The organism is Pseudomonas typographi (assembly GCF_014694385.1).
Classification (GTDB): Bacteria; Pseudomonadota; Gammaproteobacteria; order Pseudomonadales; family Pseudomonadaceae; genus Aquipseudomonas; species Aquipseudomonas typographi.
This window is the reverse complement of the sequence record NZ_JAAOCA010000013.1, coordinates 48,078-62,596: the sequence shown is the minus strand read 5'-3', so window position 1 is coordinate 62,596 and position 14,519 is coordinate 48,078. Positions and strand designations below refer to the sequence as shown.

Sequence of the window (14,519 nt, the reverse complement as noted above, 5' to 3'; positions counted from 1 at the left end):
GCCCCGCTTCAGGCCGCCAGGAAAATCTCATGGCAATGGGCGGTGTCCAGATACTCCCGGACCCGCCACAGTTTGCCTTCACAGAGTTCGATAGAAACGTGCAATTGGTTGGCATAGACCCGGCCATTGTGCAAGGTCGCCCGGCATTGCAGCTCCACAGCCACGCGGTCGCCCTCGGCAATCATCGCCACCACGGTCATAGGCAATGCGCCGCCGACATATGCCGCCGCAACGCCGCCGAGCAACGTACAGATTCCCGGTTTGTCATAAGTACCGGACAAGCCAGGCAGGCTGCCAGCTACCCACCAGCGCAGTTCGTCGTGCAGGCATTGCCCGATGCGCTGTAGATCACCACTTGAAAATACTTCAAAAAAATGCCGGACCACGGCTTTGGAGGCCTCGGCGGTCGGCACAGCAGAGGCTGGACAGTTCTGGTCTTTCATAATCAACTTCCCTGATAAAAAAAGCCAAACACCGGCGAAGCAAGCAGGCGAGTTCAGGTGGGTATGCCAATGATCGGGGCTCCGGGCCGGGTGGGGTAGCCGATACCGGACAGTTCGCTGACCACCCGCGGCAACCAGTGGACGATACGCAGGGCGTGGATTTGATCGAAGCTGACCCAGCACGCGTCATCGTTCTCCCAATTGAGCTGGATGCGGTCCGTGGAGCTTTCGAAGTGAAACGCGTGGACCCGCCATTGCTGGCCGGAAGCATCTGCCATATCAATGACCTTTTTACCTACCCGGCACAACGCGCGCTCCTCGATGCCGAGTTCTTCGAGCACCTCGACCAGCGCGTGGCGCAGCGGTGCGGCGCCTTGTGGCAGAAACCCAGTGATGCAATGCCAGCAGCCCGCATCGCCGGTGACGTACTGGCTACGACGAAACAAGCCTAGCCGCCCGCGGTGCGTTAATAGCGCCGCCACGATTTCGATGGGCTTTGATTGCGCCCCCGTCAACGGTGCATGTTCAGCCTGCACAGGCATCGCAACAATCCTCGAACAAAACCGGATAGGCGTTCACGATGGCGCAGTTGCGCACACCTGTCAACGCTAAAGTTGATACCTGCTTTCGAAGATACACGCGAGATGTCGCACGTGTACGCTTCGCCGTCACCTACACCGGTATAGGTGTGGCCCGGTGGCGCCTCCCGTAGAGGGTTTTCGGCTGGCTGTTTTTTTATTCGTCGCCTAAAGCTCGGAGCGTTGTGAAGCGCATGCCTCCCTACAGCAGTGGCGGCGATGCCTGCGCAGCGTTGGCCGACTGCCCAGTGCTGTTCGTGGCCCCTACCATAAAACCCAAATAACCCAATAACCCCACACTTCAGCCTTGACGTGCTGCAGGTTCGGCCGTTTAATGGCAACCATTGCCCCGTGCCCGACAGATCGGAAATCCATGACCCAGCCGCCCGATTACGCCTCTATGCCCGATGTGATTCAGGCTTCCACGCACATCCGCGAGGGGCGGCTGTCGCCTGTGGAGCTGATACACGATTGCCTTGAATCCATAAATGCCAACAATCCCACACTCCATGCATTCGGTGATGTCTATGCCGAGGCTGCACTCAGCGAAGCGCGCGTGTTGGAAGATGAGGCAAAACGCGGTGCTACCCGCGGGCCATTGCACGGCGTCCCGTTCGGCATCAAAGACCTTTTCTACACGGCAGGCCTGCGGACCACCCGCGGTTCGCTGACAGCGCTGGACAACGTTCCCAGCCAAGATGCGCCGATCATCCGGCGCCTTAAAGAGGCCGGTGCGATCATCCTCGGCAAAACGGCCACCACCGAGTTCGGCTGGACCGGCGCCAGCACCTCGCGGGTATTCGGCGATGGGCGCACGCCATGGAACCCCGCACTCACCAGCGGTGGTTCCAGTTCTGGCTCGGCCATCGCCACGGCGGCCCGCATGGTACCGGCGGCCCTGGGCTCGGACGGCGGCGGTTCGGTGCGCATCCCCAGTGCCTTCTGCGGTACGTTTGCACTGAAGGGCTCGTTGGGAAGGATCCCCACCTGGCCGTGGTCCGCCACTGAAATGCTCAGCCATGCCGGGCCGATCACCCGTACCGTGCGTGACAGCGCCCTGTTGTTCGATGTGTTGTCCGGGCCGGATGCGCTCGACCACCAAGCACTGCCGGCCCCGGCCGAATCCTACCTGGCCCGCTGCGATCAGCCGTTGCGTCCGTTACGGGTGGCCTACTGCCCTACCCTGTTCGAAACCCCGGTTGACCCTGCGGTGGCGAGCGTTGTAGAGGCCGCCGTGAACAGGTTGGCGCACGGCCTGCCCCTCGAAATCGAGCGGCTGACGCTGGGCTGGCGCGACCCGCTCGGCACCTTTGAAACCCTGTGGGTGGCAGGCCGCGGCATCGCCTACGGCAGCAGCCTCAAGGGCCGGCTCGGTGAGCTGGACCCCGGCTTCGCCAAGCTGATCGAGCACGCCAAAAGATACGACCTGGGCGACTACCTCGCCGCCAACCAGCAACGGGCGGTGTTCGCCAACCAGGTCCATGGGCTGTTCAACACCTATGACCTGTTGCTGTTGCCAACGCTTCCAATTCTGCCCTTTCCCGCTCACCTCACCGGGCCTGCGGCTATGGCAGAAGATGTTGAATGCGCCGTGCCCTGGGCGCGCTGGACGCCTTTTACCTACCCGTTCAACCTGTCGGGCAACCCGGCGGCGAGCCTACCGTGCGGTTGGTCTACAGGCGAATTGCCCGTTGGCCTGCAAGTGGTCGGCCCGCGCCATGCCGACGGCGAGGTGCTGCAGTTCTGCGCGGCGGTAGAAGCGTTGATGCCGTGGGCAAACAGGTTACCGCCCTTGTTGCGCCCGTGACGTTCTAGCGGAGCAGGCTCAGTAGAAGCCGGCCCGTTGCTGCACCCTTTTCAAACTGCCTTTCACCGTATCAACCGTGAAAGGAGCCGTTTCATGGCGCTCGCCGCTCACACCGTATTCCCCGCTTCGAAAGCACCCCCGGCAGGCGCTCGGCCGCGTGCATGCCGGCGTGGCTTGGCCATGCCGGCCCGTTACACTGGGCGCCTTCTTACGCAGCGGAATAACCACGCCATGCTGAACCAGCCTCGCCTTGACGAAATCATGCGTCTGATCAACCTGCAGCAACGGGTCAAAGCCACGGACCTGGCGCAGTCGATGCACGTGTCGGAAGAAACCATCCGCCGCGACCTCAAGCACCTCGAAGAGGCCGGTAAGCTCCGGCGCATCCATGGCGGGGCCATACTGCCCAAGCCGAACGAGGAGCAGCCGCTGCAGGTACGCCACCGCATCCAAACCAAAGCCAAGGCACGGCTGGCGGCGCGCGCAGCCGAGCTGGTGGACGAAGGCATGGCGCTGTTTCTCGACACCGGCACCACCACCCTGGCGCTGGCCCAACAGCTCACCCGCTTCAGCGGGCTGCGGGTGGTCACCAACTCCCTCGATATCGGCCTGTTGCTGACCCAGCAAAGCGACAACCAGGTACTGATGGCGCCCGGCGACATCCGCCACAACGACAATGCCCTGATTGGCCCGCACACCCTGGCGTTCGCCGCCCAGTTCCACTACGACGTCGCCTTTATGGGCATCGGCGCAGTGGACCTTGAACTTGGCCTGATGGACTACGACGAAGCCGAGGCGCACCTGCGCCGTGTGCTCGCGGCCCATTGCCGGCGCAGCGTAATCCTGGCCGACGACGCCAAATTCGGCCACCGCACGTTCATTAATACCCTGCCATTCTCGGCGGTGGACACGCTGGTGAGCAACCGGCTGCCGTCCGCCGAGTTCGTCCGCTGCCTGGAGGCCGCGCATGTCGAGCTTGTCCACCCCTGACATTATCACCGCCACCGAAGCCGACCTCGCCGCGTTCGATGCGTTATTCGCACACAGCTCGGCCATCGGTACGACGGCCAACGGCGGCTTGCACCGGCTGGCGGCGTCGGCTGAAGACGGTGCCATGCGCGACGCCTTTTGCGCCTGGCTTGGCGAGCGCGGTTTTGAGGTCCGCGTCGACGCCGTGGGAAACGTATTCGGTTTGGTCACTTTCAACCCTTCTGCACCCTATGTGCTCTGCGGTTCGCACCTCGACAGCCAACCCAATGCCGGGCGCTTCGACGGTACTTATGGCGTGCTTGCCGGTGCGGTGGCGGTCGCCAGCGTAACGCGGCAGCTGCGTGAGCGCGGCGAAACGCCAGCCTTCAACCTGGCGGTGGTGAACTGGACCAACGAGGAAGGCGCGCGTTTCCAGCCGAGCCTGATCGGCAGCAGCACTTTTATGGGCAGCCTATCTGTGGCAGAGGCCTGTAGCAGCCGCGATGCCGCCGGCATCACCCTGGGCGATGCGTTGGCGCAGATCGGCTACCGCGGCGAGGCAATGCTCGACGTGCCGGTGGCGGCTTACCTGGAGCTGCACGTCGAGCAGGGCTCGCAACTGGAAAACCAAGGCTTGGCCATCGGTGTCGTGCGGCACACCTGGGCGGCCTTGAAATGGCGCGTCCGCTTCGACGGCGAACAGAACCACACCGGGCCGGCGCCTATGGCCGTGCGCCGCGACGCACTGTTGGCGGCGGCCCATGCCATCGTTGCGGTAAAGGCCGAGGCTGAACTGCACGGGTTGCACATGCACAGTTCCGTGGGCCGGCTGGAGGTCGAACCGAATTCGCCTAACGTCGTGCCGGCGCTGGCGCGTTTGCTGGTGGAATTCCGTTCGCCGTCCACCCCGTTACTCGCCGCTGCCGGCGAGCGCTTCCGCGCCACGCTGGCCGACATCGCCGCGCGCACCGGCACCACCTTCGAGATCGAGCATGCGCAATTGCGCGAGCCGAGCCACTTGCACCATGGCCTGAGCGAGCTGGCCCATGCGACTTGCGCCGAACTGGCGCTGCCCTGTGGCGACAGCGTGACCGTCGCCGGCCACGATGCGATCAGCCTGAGCCGGCGCTACCCCACCAGCTTGCTGTTCGTACCGAGCCAAGGCGGGCTCTCCCACAACGAAGCGGAGTTCACCGCCACGGCCGACCTGCACCGTGGCGTGCGCCTGCTGACCGCCCTGCTTTATCGCGCCTGCTGCCAACCCGGCCGCTACCTCGGAGGGGCTACGTCATGACGCTGACGACCGAATCCGATCGCCTGCACACCGCGCTCGCCGCCGCCGGTTTGCATGCGCTGAGCGTTTCCCCGGCCACGCCTGCGGTGGCCTCGCCGCTGCGGCTAGCCTGCGAGTGGGCGGGCTTCCACGTGGAAAGCGCCGACGGGCACTTCTACGCCAAGGTGCTGCACGATGACATGCGCCCACTGATCGACTTCGCGCACAGCGTAGAGGCCACACGCTGCGCCGCCGAGGCGGGGGTTACACCGGCGGTCGCGCTGGCCGACGCCACCCATGGCGTGCTCTTGCTCGAAGCACTGCCGGCGACGCAATGGCACTGGGCGCGGCTGGATACGCTGCAAGCCGATGCCCGGTTGGCGGGGTTGTGGCAACTCAAGCGCGCCGTGCATGCCGGCCCCGCGCCGGCTTTCGCGCGCTCGCCGATGGCCGACCTCGACACGTTGCGCGCCCTGTGCCGAGGCGCGGCGGTGGCATTGCCGGGCGACCATGAGTGGCTCGACGAATGCGCCGACCTGGCCTGGGCAGCCTTGCAATGCACACCTGCCGAGCCGCGCCCGCTGCACGGCGATGGCTTGGCGAGCAACGTCATGGTCAACGCGGACGGCGAGTTGCGCTTGTTGGATTTCGACCGCGGCGGCTGCTTTGATCCCTGGTACGACGTCGCCACCGTGCTCAACGAGTTGTACCCCTTCGAGCCGCAATGGCGAGCGGGTATTGCGCGCTGGAACGCCAGCGCGGGAGATGCCGAATACGCCCGCTGCCGCCTCTACGCGTTGCTCGACGATTGGTATTGGACGCTCTGGGGCCTATGGGCCGGGGAAACTTCGACGCGGCCATTGGAATTTTCCAAAGTGGGCCAGTGGACCCTGCTGCGCTGCCGGATGACGGTGCAGGAACCCCGTTTTGAAAGCTGGCTGCGCCAGGTAAGAGGATGAGCGCCATGAAACGACTGGGCGAAGCGAGCACGGCCGCCGAGCGCCACCTGGAACAGGCAATCCAGGGCTATAGCGCTTGGGCGGGCCGCGAGGTGGGTTATGCGCCGGTGAGCGGTGGGATTTCCAACAGCAACTGGCGGGTGAGCGTCGAAGGGGCCCCCACCGCGTATTTTGTGAAAGTGCCGGGCCAGGGTACCGACATGTTCATCGACCGGCACACCGCCCATGATGCCAGTGTGAAAGCGGCCAGCACAGGCTACGGTGCCCCGGTCGTGGCCTTCCTGGAGGCGCATGGGGTCGAGGTGTTCGAATTCATGGAAGGCTGGCGGCCGTCGTCGAACCGCGACTTCCTCGACCCTGACCTATGCCACAGGGCGCTGCGCGGGCTGAAGGCCTTCAATGATCAACCGCTGTTGGTCCAGACCAAGACCGCCTTTGACATGATCGAAGAACACCAGCGGCAGGTACGCGAACTGGGCGGCCTGTGGCCAGACGACCACGCCTGGCTCGACCGCCAGTACCGCCGTGCGCGGCAGGCCCTGGAGGCGTCTGGCATCGACTTGGCGCCCTGCATGAACGACACCCTCGCCGGCAACTTCATGCTCAACGACCGCGGTGATATTCGCCTGGTCGACTTCGAGTATGCCTCCAACAACGACCGGCACTACGAGCTGGCGTTGTGGTTCGGCGAGATGTTCTTTGACCCGGCCATGGAACTGGCCTTGCTGGAGGACTACTTCGGCACGGTCACCGCGCAGACCCTAGCGCGGGTGTACGTGAACAAGGCACTGGCCGACCTCAAATGGTCGACGTGGGCGATGGTTCAGCATGCAGTGTCGCAGCTCGATTTCGACTTTTACAAGTACGGCGCGCTCAAGCATATGCGTGCCCGTAGCGTGATCCACGACCCACGCTGGGAGGCTTGGCTGAAACACCTGTGATGGTTCCTTAAGCCGCCCCGCAGAGGGTGGCTCTACAACGACAAAAAACGCCGGCAACGACGCGGTGGCGCGAAAGCACCACGCGCCTGGGCGCCGCCTTACGACTGCCTCGACTCACACCACTTTGGATCAACCGGCAGCACGCCACAGGAGCCCATGCTCGTGAAAAGTCCCTATTACCTGCGTAGCCACACCTCGCTAGCGCCGCGCCCCGGCCGTGTCGCGGAGGTGAGCTTATGACCCCGCACAGCCGCTCCCCGGTCAAAACCATCGTTTTCGGCGTGTATTTCTTCGCCTTGCTGATGATGGCGATCTTCCCACCGTTCTACCTCAGCGTCAGCGGCAGTACCGCGCTGGTACTGGGCATTCCGCTGCCGATGTTCTACTGGATTCTCATTGCTGTATTGCTCGGCCTCGGCGTCTGGGCGCTGTACCTCGTCGAATCCACCCGTGGGGAAATCCCCGAGCAGGCCCAACCATGATCCCGACCGGCAGCACCTTTGACTCCCTCATCAGTTTTGGCGTGATCGGCCTGTTCCTGGCCGGGATGATCGCCGTGCTCTACACCACCAACAAGCAAAGCCACGATTTCGCCGACTATGCCGTCGGCGGTCGCTCCTATGGGCCCTGGTACATCGCCATGTGCTACACCAACTCCTGGTGGCCGGGGGCGACGTTCACCGCATTCTTCTCGCTCTCGGTGGGCGGCGCGCTGGGCTTCTACGGGATGGTTTACTCCACCCTCGGCGTGACCGCCATGTACCTGATGGCTAACCGGGCCTGGAGTTGGGGCAAGCGCTTCAACCTCACTACCCAGCCCGACCTGCTGGGTATGCGCTTCAATAGCCCGGCGGTGAAACGCCTGGCCTCGATCATCGGCATCATCTCGGTGTTCCCCTGGGTGGTGATGGGCATCCAGGCCTTGGCGATGCTGTTCCAGTTCGCAAGCTACGGAGGTTGGGGCGTGACCGCCTGCTTGAGCGCCGGCGTGTTGGTGGTGCTTATCCGCCAATACTGGACGGTGAGCATGGGCATGCGCGGGTTGATCATGACCGACATGTACCAAGGCCTGATCGCGTACGTGCTGGCCGCCGCGCTGTGTATTTTCTTGCTCGGTGGCAGCGAAGGGGCGTCATTCTCCCACCTGGCGGCATTGCCGGCCAAGATGTTGCTGATCCCCGGCGACACCGGCACCGGCTACGGCGCCTGGTACATGTTCAGCCTGATCTTCACCGGGGTCATCGGCTCTATGTGCTGGCCGATGAGCTTCCAGCGTATCTACACCGCCAGCGGCGTGCGCTCGGTGAAAAAGGGCACGGTCTATACCATCCTGCTGGTAGGCGGCTTCTACGGCATCCTCATGCTATTCGCCGCCGCCATAAGCCAGTACCCGAACGTGGCGGCCCACCCACAACAGGGCTGGTTCCTCTCGCTGTTCGACATCGGCGGCCCCTGGCTGTTGGCCGTGGCCATCGCCATTGTGCTGGCCGCGAGCATCGGCCACGTAGACGGTTGTGTACAGGTGTGCGGGGTGCAGTTCGCCAACGACCTGGCCACTTGGACCAAGCCGCGCACCGACCGCCAACTCACGGCCCTGGCCAAGGGCGGCATGATCGTATTCATCGTCGCCGCCGCCATCGTCGCTTACCTCACCTTCAACTACTCGCGCCTGCAACTGCTGGCACAGATTTCCTACCAGGGCATCATCCAGTTGGCCGTGCCGCTGTTTTTCGGCCTCTTCACCCGCTGGGGTAACAAACAAGGGGCGATTCTCGGCATGCTCGCCGGCATCGTGATCGCTATCGTGCTCACCACCCTCTACCCAGACGACATCCCTGCATTGGGCTCGCTGACCAGCGGCATCGTCGGGGTGGCGGTCAACGCGTTGGTGTTCGTTGCCTGCGCATTGGTGCTCAAGCCCAGCGAGGCGGAAAACCGCCGCGTCGCCGAGCTGTTCGACAGCGCCGCGCCACAGCACCTGACCACCAAGGGTGGCACTACGCCTGTGTTGGGCTGACCTACCGTTCAAAGGCCGCCGCTGCCTGGGCGGCCTTTTTCGTTCATTACCTTGGCTTGGAACCCCTTATGGCACTGGCCCTGTTCGACCTTGACGAAACGCTTATCCACGGCGACTGTGCCAGCCTTTGGAGCGCCTACATGGCGCGCATTGGCTGGGTCGACGCCGATACCTTCCTGCGCCGTGACCAGGAACTTATGGCGCTTTACAGCGAAGGAAAACTGGCGATGGAAGCGTATATGGCCTTCAGCCTCCAGCCGTTGGTGGGCCGCACGCCAGCAGACGTCGCCCAGAAGGTTGCATGCTACCTCGACGAGGTCATAGCGCCGCGCGTCTACCCCGACGCCCGCCACACCGTGAATGCGCACCGCGCGGCCGGCGACCGCCTGCTGGTGATTTCGGCTTCCGCGGTATTCTTGGTCAAACCCATCGCCGCACGCCTGGGCATCGAAGACGTGCTGGCCATCGACCTGGAAGTGATTGGCGGCCGTTACACTGGTCGTACCGCCGGTGTGCTCACGTACCGGGAGGGTAAGGTCATTCGCCTGATCGATTGGCTCGAACAGCAGGGCGACACCCTGGCCGGCGCCAGTTTCTATTCCGATTCGCGCAATGACCTGCCTCTGCTCGAGCGCGTCGCCCGCCCGTTCGCCGTCAACCCCGACCCTGCCTTGTTAGCGCACGCGCAGGCGGCCGGCTGGGCGGTGCTGGATTGGCGGGTGGGCTTACCGGCATAGAAGCGGGTTGCCAGCGGCCGTAATGAACAATCCCGCCCAGGCGATCATTCGCTCAATATTTGTTTAGTACAAACTTTTTTGTCGTCTCTTATGCCTGTTCGGCCTTGGACAAACCAGTTAAAGCAAACGTACTCTTGCCTGAAATAGGCCAACTTGGTGTTTATTTTCAGTGGGTTGGTGATCATTCATTAAGCGTCAGGCAGGTTTTATGTACGGATCTTTGTTTAGATCAATCGACAGCTCGACCCTGGTCGAACACGTCCGCGCCGCCAGTAAGGGGGATGGCGAAATCGCTGTGATCGATGTGCGCGAACAGAAAGCCTATGCCGAGGGTCTGATTCTGTTATCGACCAACCTGCCGCTGCAGCGCCTGGAGCTCAGCGTGGCCACGGCGCTGCCGCGCTTGCACACGCCCATCGTGATCGTCGACCGGCATGGCGAGCTCGCCGCGCAGGCCGTAGAGCGCCTGCACGCGCTGGGCTACCAAGACCTCGCGGTGCTCGACGGTGGCATCGAGCGTTGGCAGGCCGACGGTTTGCCGCTTTATAGCGGTTTCAACGTGCGCAGCAAGGCTTTTGCCGAACACGTCGAACACGCGTTCGCCACCCCGGGGATTACCGCCACCGAGTTATTCGCCCGCCAGGCGGGCGGCGACGACATCCTGGTGCTGGACAGCCGGCCCTTCGCCGAATACCACTACAGCACCGTACCGGGCGCCCTATCGGTGCCCGGTGCCGAACTGGTGCGCAGCGTTCGCGACATTGCCCCTGCCCCATCCACCACGCTGGTGGTCAGTTGCGGCGGCCGCACCCGCAGCATCATTGGCGCACAATCGTTGATCAGCGCCGGCGTACCCAACCCGGTGCTGACGCTGCGCAACGGCACCGGCGGCCTACGCCTGGACGGCATCGAGCTGGAGTACGGTGCCAACCGCGCCCACTCGCCTGCCAGCGAGGCAGCATTGGATTGGGCACAAAGCGCCACCGAACACCTGGTCAATAGCCCGCCCTTGACCACTTCGGCGTTCAGTGCGCTGCTGGGCGATGGCCAGCGCAGCCTGTATGTGTTCGATTTGCGCGAAGCCGATGCCTATGCTGCCGGCCACCACCCGCTGGCGCGCCACGTCTCGGGCGGGCAGCTCCTGCAGGCCATCGACGTGCATGCGCCCGTATGGAATGCACGCATCGTGCTGATCGACGACGGCGCTTTGGTGCGCGCCCGGCAAACAGCCTACTGGCTCGAACAACTGGGCAGCTTCGAGGTGGCGCTGATGGCCCAGCCCGAGGTGCCCGACGCGACCGCGCAAGGCCCGCAGCAAGTACCTGTGCGGCCGATCAAACGCGCTACGGTCGAACACGTCAGTGCCGCCGAACTGGCCGAGGCGCTGCAGCACAACGCCCCCTCCACGCCGGTCCAGGTGGTAGACCTGGCGCTCAGCCCGGCGTACCGCCAAGGTCACATCGCCGATAGCCGCTGGGCGCTGCGCAGTGAATTGCAACAGCTGTTGGCGCAGGGCCCGGGGCGCATCGTTCTAACCTGCGAAAGCGGCCAATTCGCCGATGTCGCGGGGCAATACCTGGTGGCTGAGCAACCGGCGCTGGCGTCCCGTGTGCAGGTACTCACAGGAGGTAACCAAGCATGGCGCGCCGCCGGGTTCCCGCTAGTGGCCAGCGTGGCGCAGGCACCTGCCGACGTGGCGCACTTCATCGACGTGTGGACGCCCCCACAGCAAACCGTTGGCGACCTGCTCGGTGCCGTGAAGGCCTACCTGACCTGGGAAGTCGGCCTGCTTGAGCAACTGGCCCGTGACCCGCTCCAGGCCATACTCATCCGCGGCGTACGGCCACCCTCGCCCCCTGCGCAAACCTGAAGGCAGTGGCTGGCCGTCACCTGTGTGGCGGCCCCATCGTGTTGAGTACTGCCTGCGCAGTTTCAGGTGTTCACTGGGTTATTCATGCCCGCCACGGTCGAACCTAATGCTCGCGTAAATGAAACATGGTCCGGCGTATAACGGGCGGCTCCGGACAGCAACTATCACTTGGCCCTGTTCCGCTAAGGCCTTCTACTTGATCAAGCAGCTACCCGCCATACGATAAAATGATCGTTTGCGTGCAAGGGGCGTTTATATCGCCGACGCACCGTACTGGCTTGACCCGGACACCGATATATATGAAATCTGTCGACACCGCGCAAAATATCAATGACCTCAGAAAACGGGCGAAACGTTACTTGCCAAAAGGCCTCTATGAGTTCATCGCCCGTGGCAGTGAAAACGAAGTTGCGTTGCAGCATAATCGGTACGTACTCGATGCACTGAAAATTAAACAACAAGTGTTGGTCGACGTTTCCGCGCGTAGCACTGAAACAGCACTGTTTGGCCAGCGGCTGGCCATGCCGCTGGTGATCGCCCCGACCGGTGCGGCCGGGCTGCTGCGTTATCGCGGCGAGGCACAGTTGGCACGGGCAGCGACGGCCGCGGGCATCGCCTGTACGGTGGCGATGGCGTCCAACACCGACCTGGGCATCGTGCGCCAAGAAGCCACCGGCACGCTGTGGTTGCAGGTGTATCTGGCGCCCGACCCGCTGGCCAATCGAGCGCTGATCGAACGGGCCCAACGACTGGGCTATAATGGCCTGGTCGTAACGGTAGACACCCCCGTGGCGCCCAATCGCGAATACAACTGGCACAACGGCTTCAACCTGCCCGTCACGCTGAACCGTCGCAATGCATTCGACCTGGCCACGCACCCACGCTGGCTACTGGGTGTACTCGGCCGTTACCTACTTCACGAAGGCTTTCCGCGTTTCGAACCGATTCAACGGGATGAGCGCGCTGACTGGAGCGCCATTCAGCGGGTCCGCGAATACTGGCGCGGGCCGCTGATCGTGAAGGGCATCGGCAGTGCCGAGGATGCACGACTAGCGGTGCAGGCCGGAATCGACGGGCTGGTGCTGTCGAACCACGGCGGGCGGAACCTGGACAGCGCGGCGTCACCGCTGGAGCTACTGGCAACGGTCGCGGCCAGTGTCGAGGGCCGCCTGCCGATCCTGCTGGACAGCGGCGTAATGCGCGGCAGCGACGTTTTCAAGGCGCTGGCATTGGGCGCCAGCGCGGTCATGGTTGGCCGGGCGCCTTTGTATGGGCTGGGCGCAGGCGGCCAAGCCGGTGCATTGCGCGCCCTCGCCTTGCTGCGCCAGGAACTTGACCGCTGCATGGCCTATGCCGGCGTATGCAACATCGCCGAGATCGGCGCGGCGCAGTTGCATACGGCCACGGTAGCGGCACGCCCAGGCGGCGCCCTTTAAAACAATGCCACGCTGTAGTTCATGATCAACCGAGTTTGATCGAGGTCGTTGGCGGCTTCGCTGCGCAGTGAACCGTGGCGGATGGCGAAGCCGAGGTTTTTCAACGGGCCGCTCTGAATCACGTAGTCCAGGCTAATATCGCGCTCCCACTCTTTCTGCGCGCCGCCGCTGGCCGTGGCGATGTGATCACCCTTAAGGTAAATCATCCCAACCTTCAACCCTGGCGCGCCGAGGGCGGCGAAGTCATAGGTGTATTGGCCGAAGGTAGTGTGTTCGTCGGCGCGGATGAAGCTGCTGATCTGCCGGTCGGTGAGCAAATAATAGCTACCGGGGCCAGCGCCCTCGTTCGGCAAGGAGTTCTGGGCTACTTGGAAGAACCCACTACCGCCAGACAGGCGCTGGTGGCCCAACATCAGCGAATGGGCGCCTAGGCTGTAAGTGAACGCGGCGCTCCACACGCGGTTGTCTATTTTGCCGGTAGTAGAGGCATAGCCGGTACTGGTATAGCCCTCCTCCCGGCCCGACGACGTGGCATTGGCACCGTCAGCGGCGGTACGGAAATAGCGCAGGTCGGTTTTCAGCGATTGTTCGCCGCTGATCGGCAATGTGTGCGTCAAGCCTACGAAATGCTGGGTGTAATAGTCTTCGAGCTTGCCGTAGTAATACTGCAGCATAAGCCCCTTGTTGACCGCCCAATCGCCCCCCGCGTACGTAAACTTGTTGCTCTGCCGAGTACCGCCGTTCACCGCCAAGCCGGTTTCGTTGGTGGAGGCGCGGCCGACCGCGTGCTCGATCAAGCCGCCGACCAGCGTGAGATTATCGATGTCTTTGGAGGTCAGTTGGTAACCCTGGTAGGTTTGCGGCAGCAGCCGACCGTCATTGGAAAGCAGCACGGGAAGCTTGGTCTGCAGGGTGCCGACGCGCAACTCGCTCTTGGCATAGCGCAACTTGCCCGTGAGGCCCAAGCGGCTGTAATCCTCGACCGCGCTGTTGTCGGATTCCAGCGGAAACAGTTGGCCAGGCGTGCGTGTCACCCCGGTTTTACCCGCGCGGCCGCCACCATCGAGGCGCACCCCCAAGGAACCGAGCGCGTCGAGACCAACGCCGACCGTGCCTTGGGTAAAGCCAGACACATAATTGATTTGAAAGGCCTGCCCCCATTCTCTATTTTGCCCGCTGTACGCCGTATTGCCGACTTTCCCGCGGCTTTCGCGATTATCCGTGGTGAAGTAATTATTACGAAGGCTTAAATAGGCCTTACTGTCCTCGATAAAACCTGCGGCACTCACGTGCGGCGCAGCCGTGCCCAAGGCAATGACCCAGGCCAGGGACTTCTTGTACATGCTAGATACTCCTATGCAGGCACGCGCAACATGCCTATATCAATACAAGGGCTGCCGGCAATGGCATTGCAATGGGCAATACCTTCAGCAGAACCCCCATGAGGGCTCGTTGCGGTGGTCCGCTGGCGAAAGATATAAATAGTCAA

The 14,519-nt window shown here is 63.1% G+C and carries 13 protein-coding genes; 10 read left to right on the top strand and 3 right to left on the bottom strand.

The features are described from left to right. Positions 1 to 8 precede the first annotated feature (8 nt). Positions 9 to 443, bottom strand: coding sequence for a nuclear transport factor 2 family protein (locus HAQ05_RS11875; RefSeq protein ID WP_190420751.1), 435 nt, complete (start codon positions 441 to 443; stop codon positions 9 to 11). Positions 444 to 496: 53 nt separating this feature from the next. Beyond that, positions 497 to 985 carry an NUDIX domain-containing protein gene (locus HAQ05_RS11870; protein ID WP_190420749.1) on the bottom strand — a complete coding sequence of 163 codons (489 nt, stop codon included), beginning with the start codon at positions 983 to 985 and terminating at the stop codon, positions 497 to 499. 436 nt (positions 986 to 1,421) lie between these two features. Between HAQ05_RS11870 and HAQ05_RS11865 the strand changes: the two genes are divergently transcribed. From HAQ05_RS11865 to HAQ05_RS11820, 10 genes are all read left to right on the top strand, one after another. Continuing rightward, positions 1,422 to 2,828, top strand: coding sequence for an amidase (locus tag HAQ05_RS11865; protein WP_190420911.1), 1,407 nt, complete (start codon positions 1,422 to 1,424; stop codon positions 2,826 to 2,828). 231 nt (positions 2,829 to 3,059) lie between these two features. Further along, positions 3,060 to 3,818: a DeoR/GlpR family DNA-binding transcription regulator gene (locus HAQ05_RS11860; RefSeq protein ID WP_190420747.1), complete on the top strand. Its 759-nt coding sequence runs from the start codon at positions 3,060 to 3,062 to the stop codon at positions 3,816 to 3,818. Continuing rightward, entirely contained in the window at positions 3,796 to 5,091 is a 1,296-nt protein-coding gene (locus HAQ05_RS11855; RefSeq protein WP_190420745.1) for a Zn-dependent hydrolase, read from the top strand. The genes HAQ05_RS11860 and HAQ05_RS11855 overlap by 23 nt, the downstream gene beginning before the upstream one ends. Then, positions 5,088 to 6,029, top strand: a complete 942-nt coding sequence (locus HAQ05_RS11850; RefSeq protein ID WP_190420743.1) for an aminoglycoside phosphotransferase family protein — start codon at positions 5,088 to 5,090, stop codon at positions 6,027 to 6,029. Before HAQ05_RS11855 ends, HAQ05_RS11850 begins: the two co-directional genes overlap by 4 nt. A gap of 5 nt (positions 6,030 to 6,034) precedes the next feature. Then, on the top strand, positions 6,035 to 6,970 hold the full coding sequence (locus tag HAQ05_RS11845; RefSeq protein ID WP_190420741.1) for a choline kinase family protein: 936 nt from the start codon (positions 6,035 to 6,037) through the stop codon (positions 6,968 to 6,970). A 236-nt stretch (positions 6,971 to 7,206) separates the two neighbouring features. Beyond that, entirely contained in the window at positions 7,207 to 7,452 is a 246-nt protein-coding gene (locus HAQ05_RS11840; RefSeq protein ID WP_190420739.1) for a hypothetical protein, read from the top strand. Further along, on the top strand, positions 7,449 to 8,987 hold the full coding sequence (locus tag HAQ05_RS11835) for a sodium:solute symporter family protein (protein WP_190420736.1): 1,539 nt from the start codon (positions 7,449 to 7,451) through the stop codon (positions 8,985 to 8,987). Before HAQ05_RS11840 ends, HAQ05_RS11835 begins: the two co-directional genes overlap by 4 nt. A gap of 68 nt (positions 8,988 to 9,055) precedes the next feature. Further along, positions 9,056 to 9,724, top strand: a complete 669-nt coding sequence (locus HAQ05_RS11830; RefSeq protein ID WP_190420734.1) for an HAD family hydrolase — start codon at positions 9,056 to 9,058, stop codon at positions 9,722 to 9,724. Positions 9,725 to 9,932: 208 nt separating this feature from the next. Next, entirely contained in the window at positions 9,933 to 11,594 is a 1,662-nt protein-coding gene (locus tag HAQ05_RS11825) for a rhodanese-like domain-containing protein (RefSeq protein WP_190420732.1), read from the top strand. A gap of 299 nt (positions 11,595 to 11,893) precedes the next feature. Continuing rightward, positions 11,894 to 13,030 (top strand): alpha-hydroxy acid oxidase, encoded by a 1,137-nt coding sequence (locus HAQ05_RS11820; RefSeq protein ID WP_190420729.1) that lies wholly within the window; start codon positions 11,894 to 11,896, stop codon positions 13,028 to 13,030. Here the strand turns inward: HAQ05_RS11820 and HAQ05_RS11815 are convergent. Continuing rightward, the gene (locus HAQ05_RS11815; RefSeq protein WP_190420727.1) at positions 13,027 to 14,373 is read right to left on the bottom strand and encodes an OprD family porin; all 1,347 of its coding nucleotides are present in this window, start codon (positions 14,371 to 14,373) and stop codon (positions 13,027 to 13,029) included. The genes HAQ05_RS11820 and HAQ05_RS11815 overlap by 4 nt on opposite strands. Positions 14,374 to 14,519: the final 146 nt, after the last annotated feature.

What these genes read in the sequence shown, in the direction of transcription:
- HAQ05_RS11875 (WP_190420751.1), bottom strand. Translation starts at nt 443, where the DNA reads ATGAAAGACCAGAACTGTCCAGCCTCTGCTGTGCCGACCGCCGAGGCC.
- HAQ05_RS11870 (WP_190420749.1), bottom strand. Translation starts at nt 985, where the DNA reads ATGCCTGTGCAGGCTGAACATGCACCGTTGACGGGGGCGCAATCAAAG.
- HAQ05_RS11865 (WP_190420911.1), top strand. Translation starts at nt 1,422, where the DNA reads ATGCCCGATGTGATTCAGGCTTCCACGCACATCCGCGAGGGGCGGCTG.
- HAQ05_RS11860 (WP_190420747.1), top strand. Translation starts at nt 3,060, where the DNA reads ATGCTGAACCAGCCTCGCCTTGACGAAATCATGCGTCTGATCAACCTG.
- HAQ05_RS11855 (WP_190420745.1), top strand. Translation starts at nt 3,796, where the DNA reads ATGTCGAGCTTGTCCACCCCTGACATTATCACCGCCACCGAAGCCGAC.
- HAQ05_RS11850 (WP_190420743.1), top strand. Translation starts at nt 5,088, where the DNA reads ATGACGCTGACGACCGAATCCGATCGCCTGCACACCGCGCTCGCCGCC.
- HAQ05_RS11845 (WP_190420741.1), top strand. Translation starts at nt 6,035, where the DNA reads ATGAAACGACTGGGCGAAGCGAGCACGGCCGCCGAGCGCCACCTGGAA.
- HAQ05_RS11840 (WP_190420739.1), top strand. Translation starts at nt 7,207, where the DNA reads ATGACCCCGCACAGCCGCTCCCCGGTCAAAACCATCGTTTTCGGCGTG.
- HAQ05_RS11835 (WP_190420736.1), top strand. Translation starts at nt 7,449, where the DNA reads ATGATCCCGACCGGCAGCACCTTTGACTCCCTCATCAGTTTTGGCGTG.
- HAQ05_RS11830 (WP_190420734.1), top strand. Translation starts at nt 9,056, where the DNA reads ATGGCACTGGCCCTGTTCGACCTTGACGAAACGCTTATCCACGGCGAC.
- HAQ05_RS11825 (WP_190420732.1), top strand. Translation starts at nt 9,933, where the DNA reads ATGTACGGATCTTTGTTTAGATCAATCGACAGCTCGACCCTGGTCGAA.
- HAQ05_RS11820 (WP_190420729.1), top strand. Translation starts at nt 11,894, where the DNA reads ATGAAATCTGTCGACACCGCGCAAAATATCAATGACCTCAGAAAACGG.
- HAQ05_RS11815 (WP_190420727.1), bottom strand. Translation starts at nt 14,373, where the DNA reads ATGTACAAGAAGTCCCTGGCCTGGGTCATTGCCTTGGGCACGGCTGCG.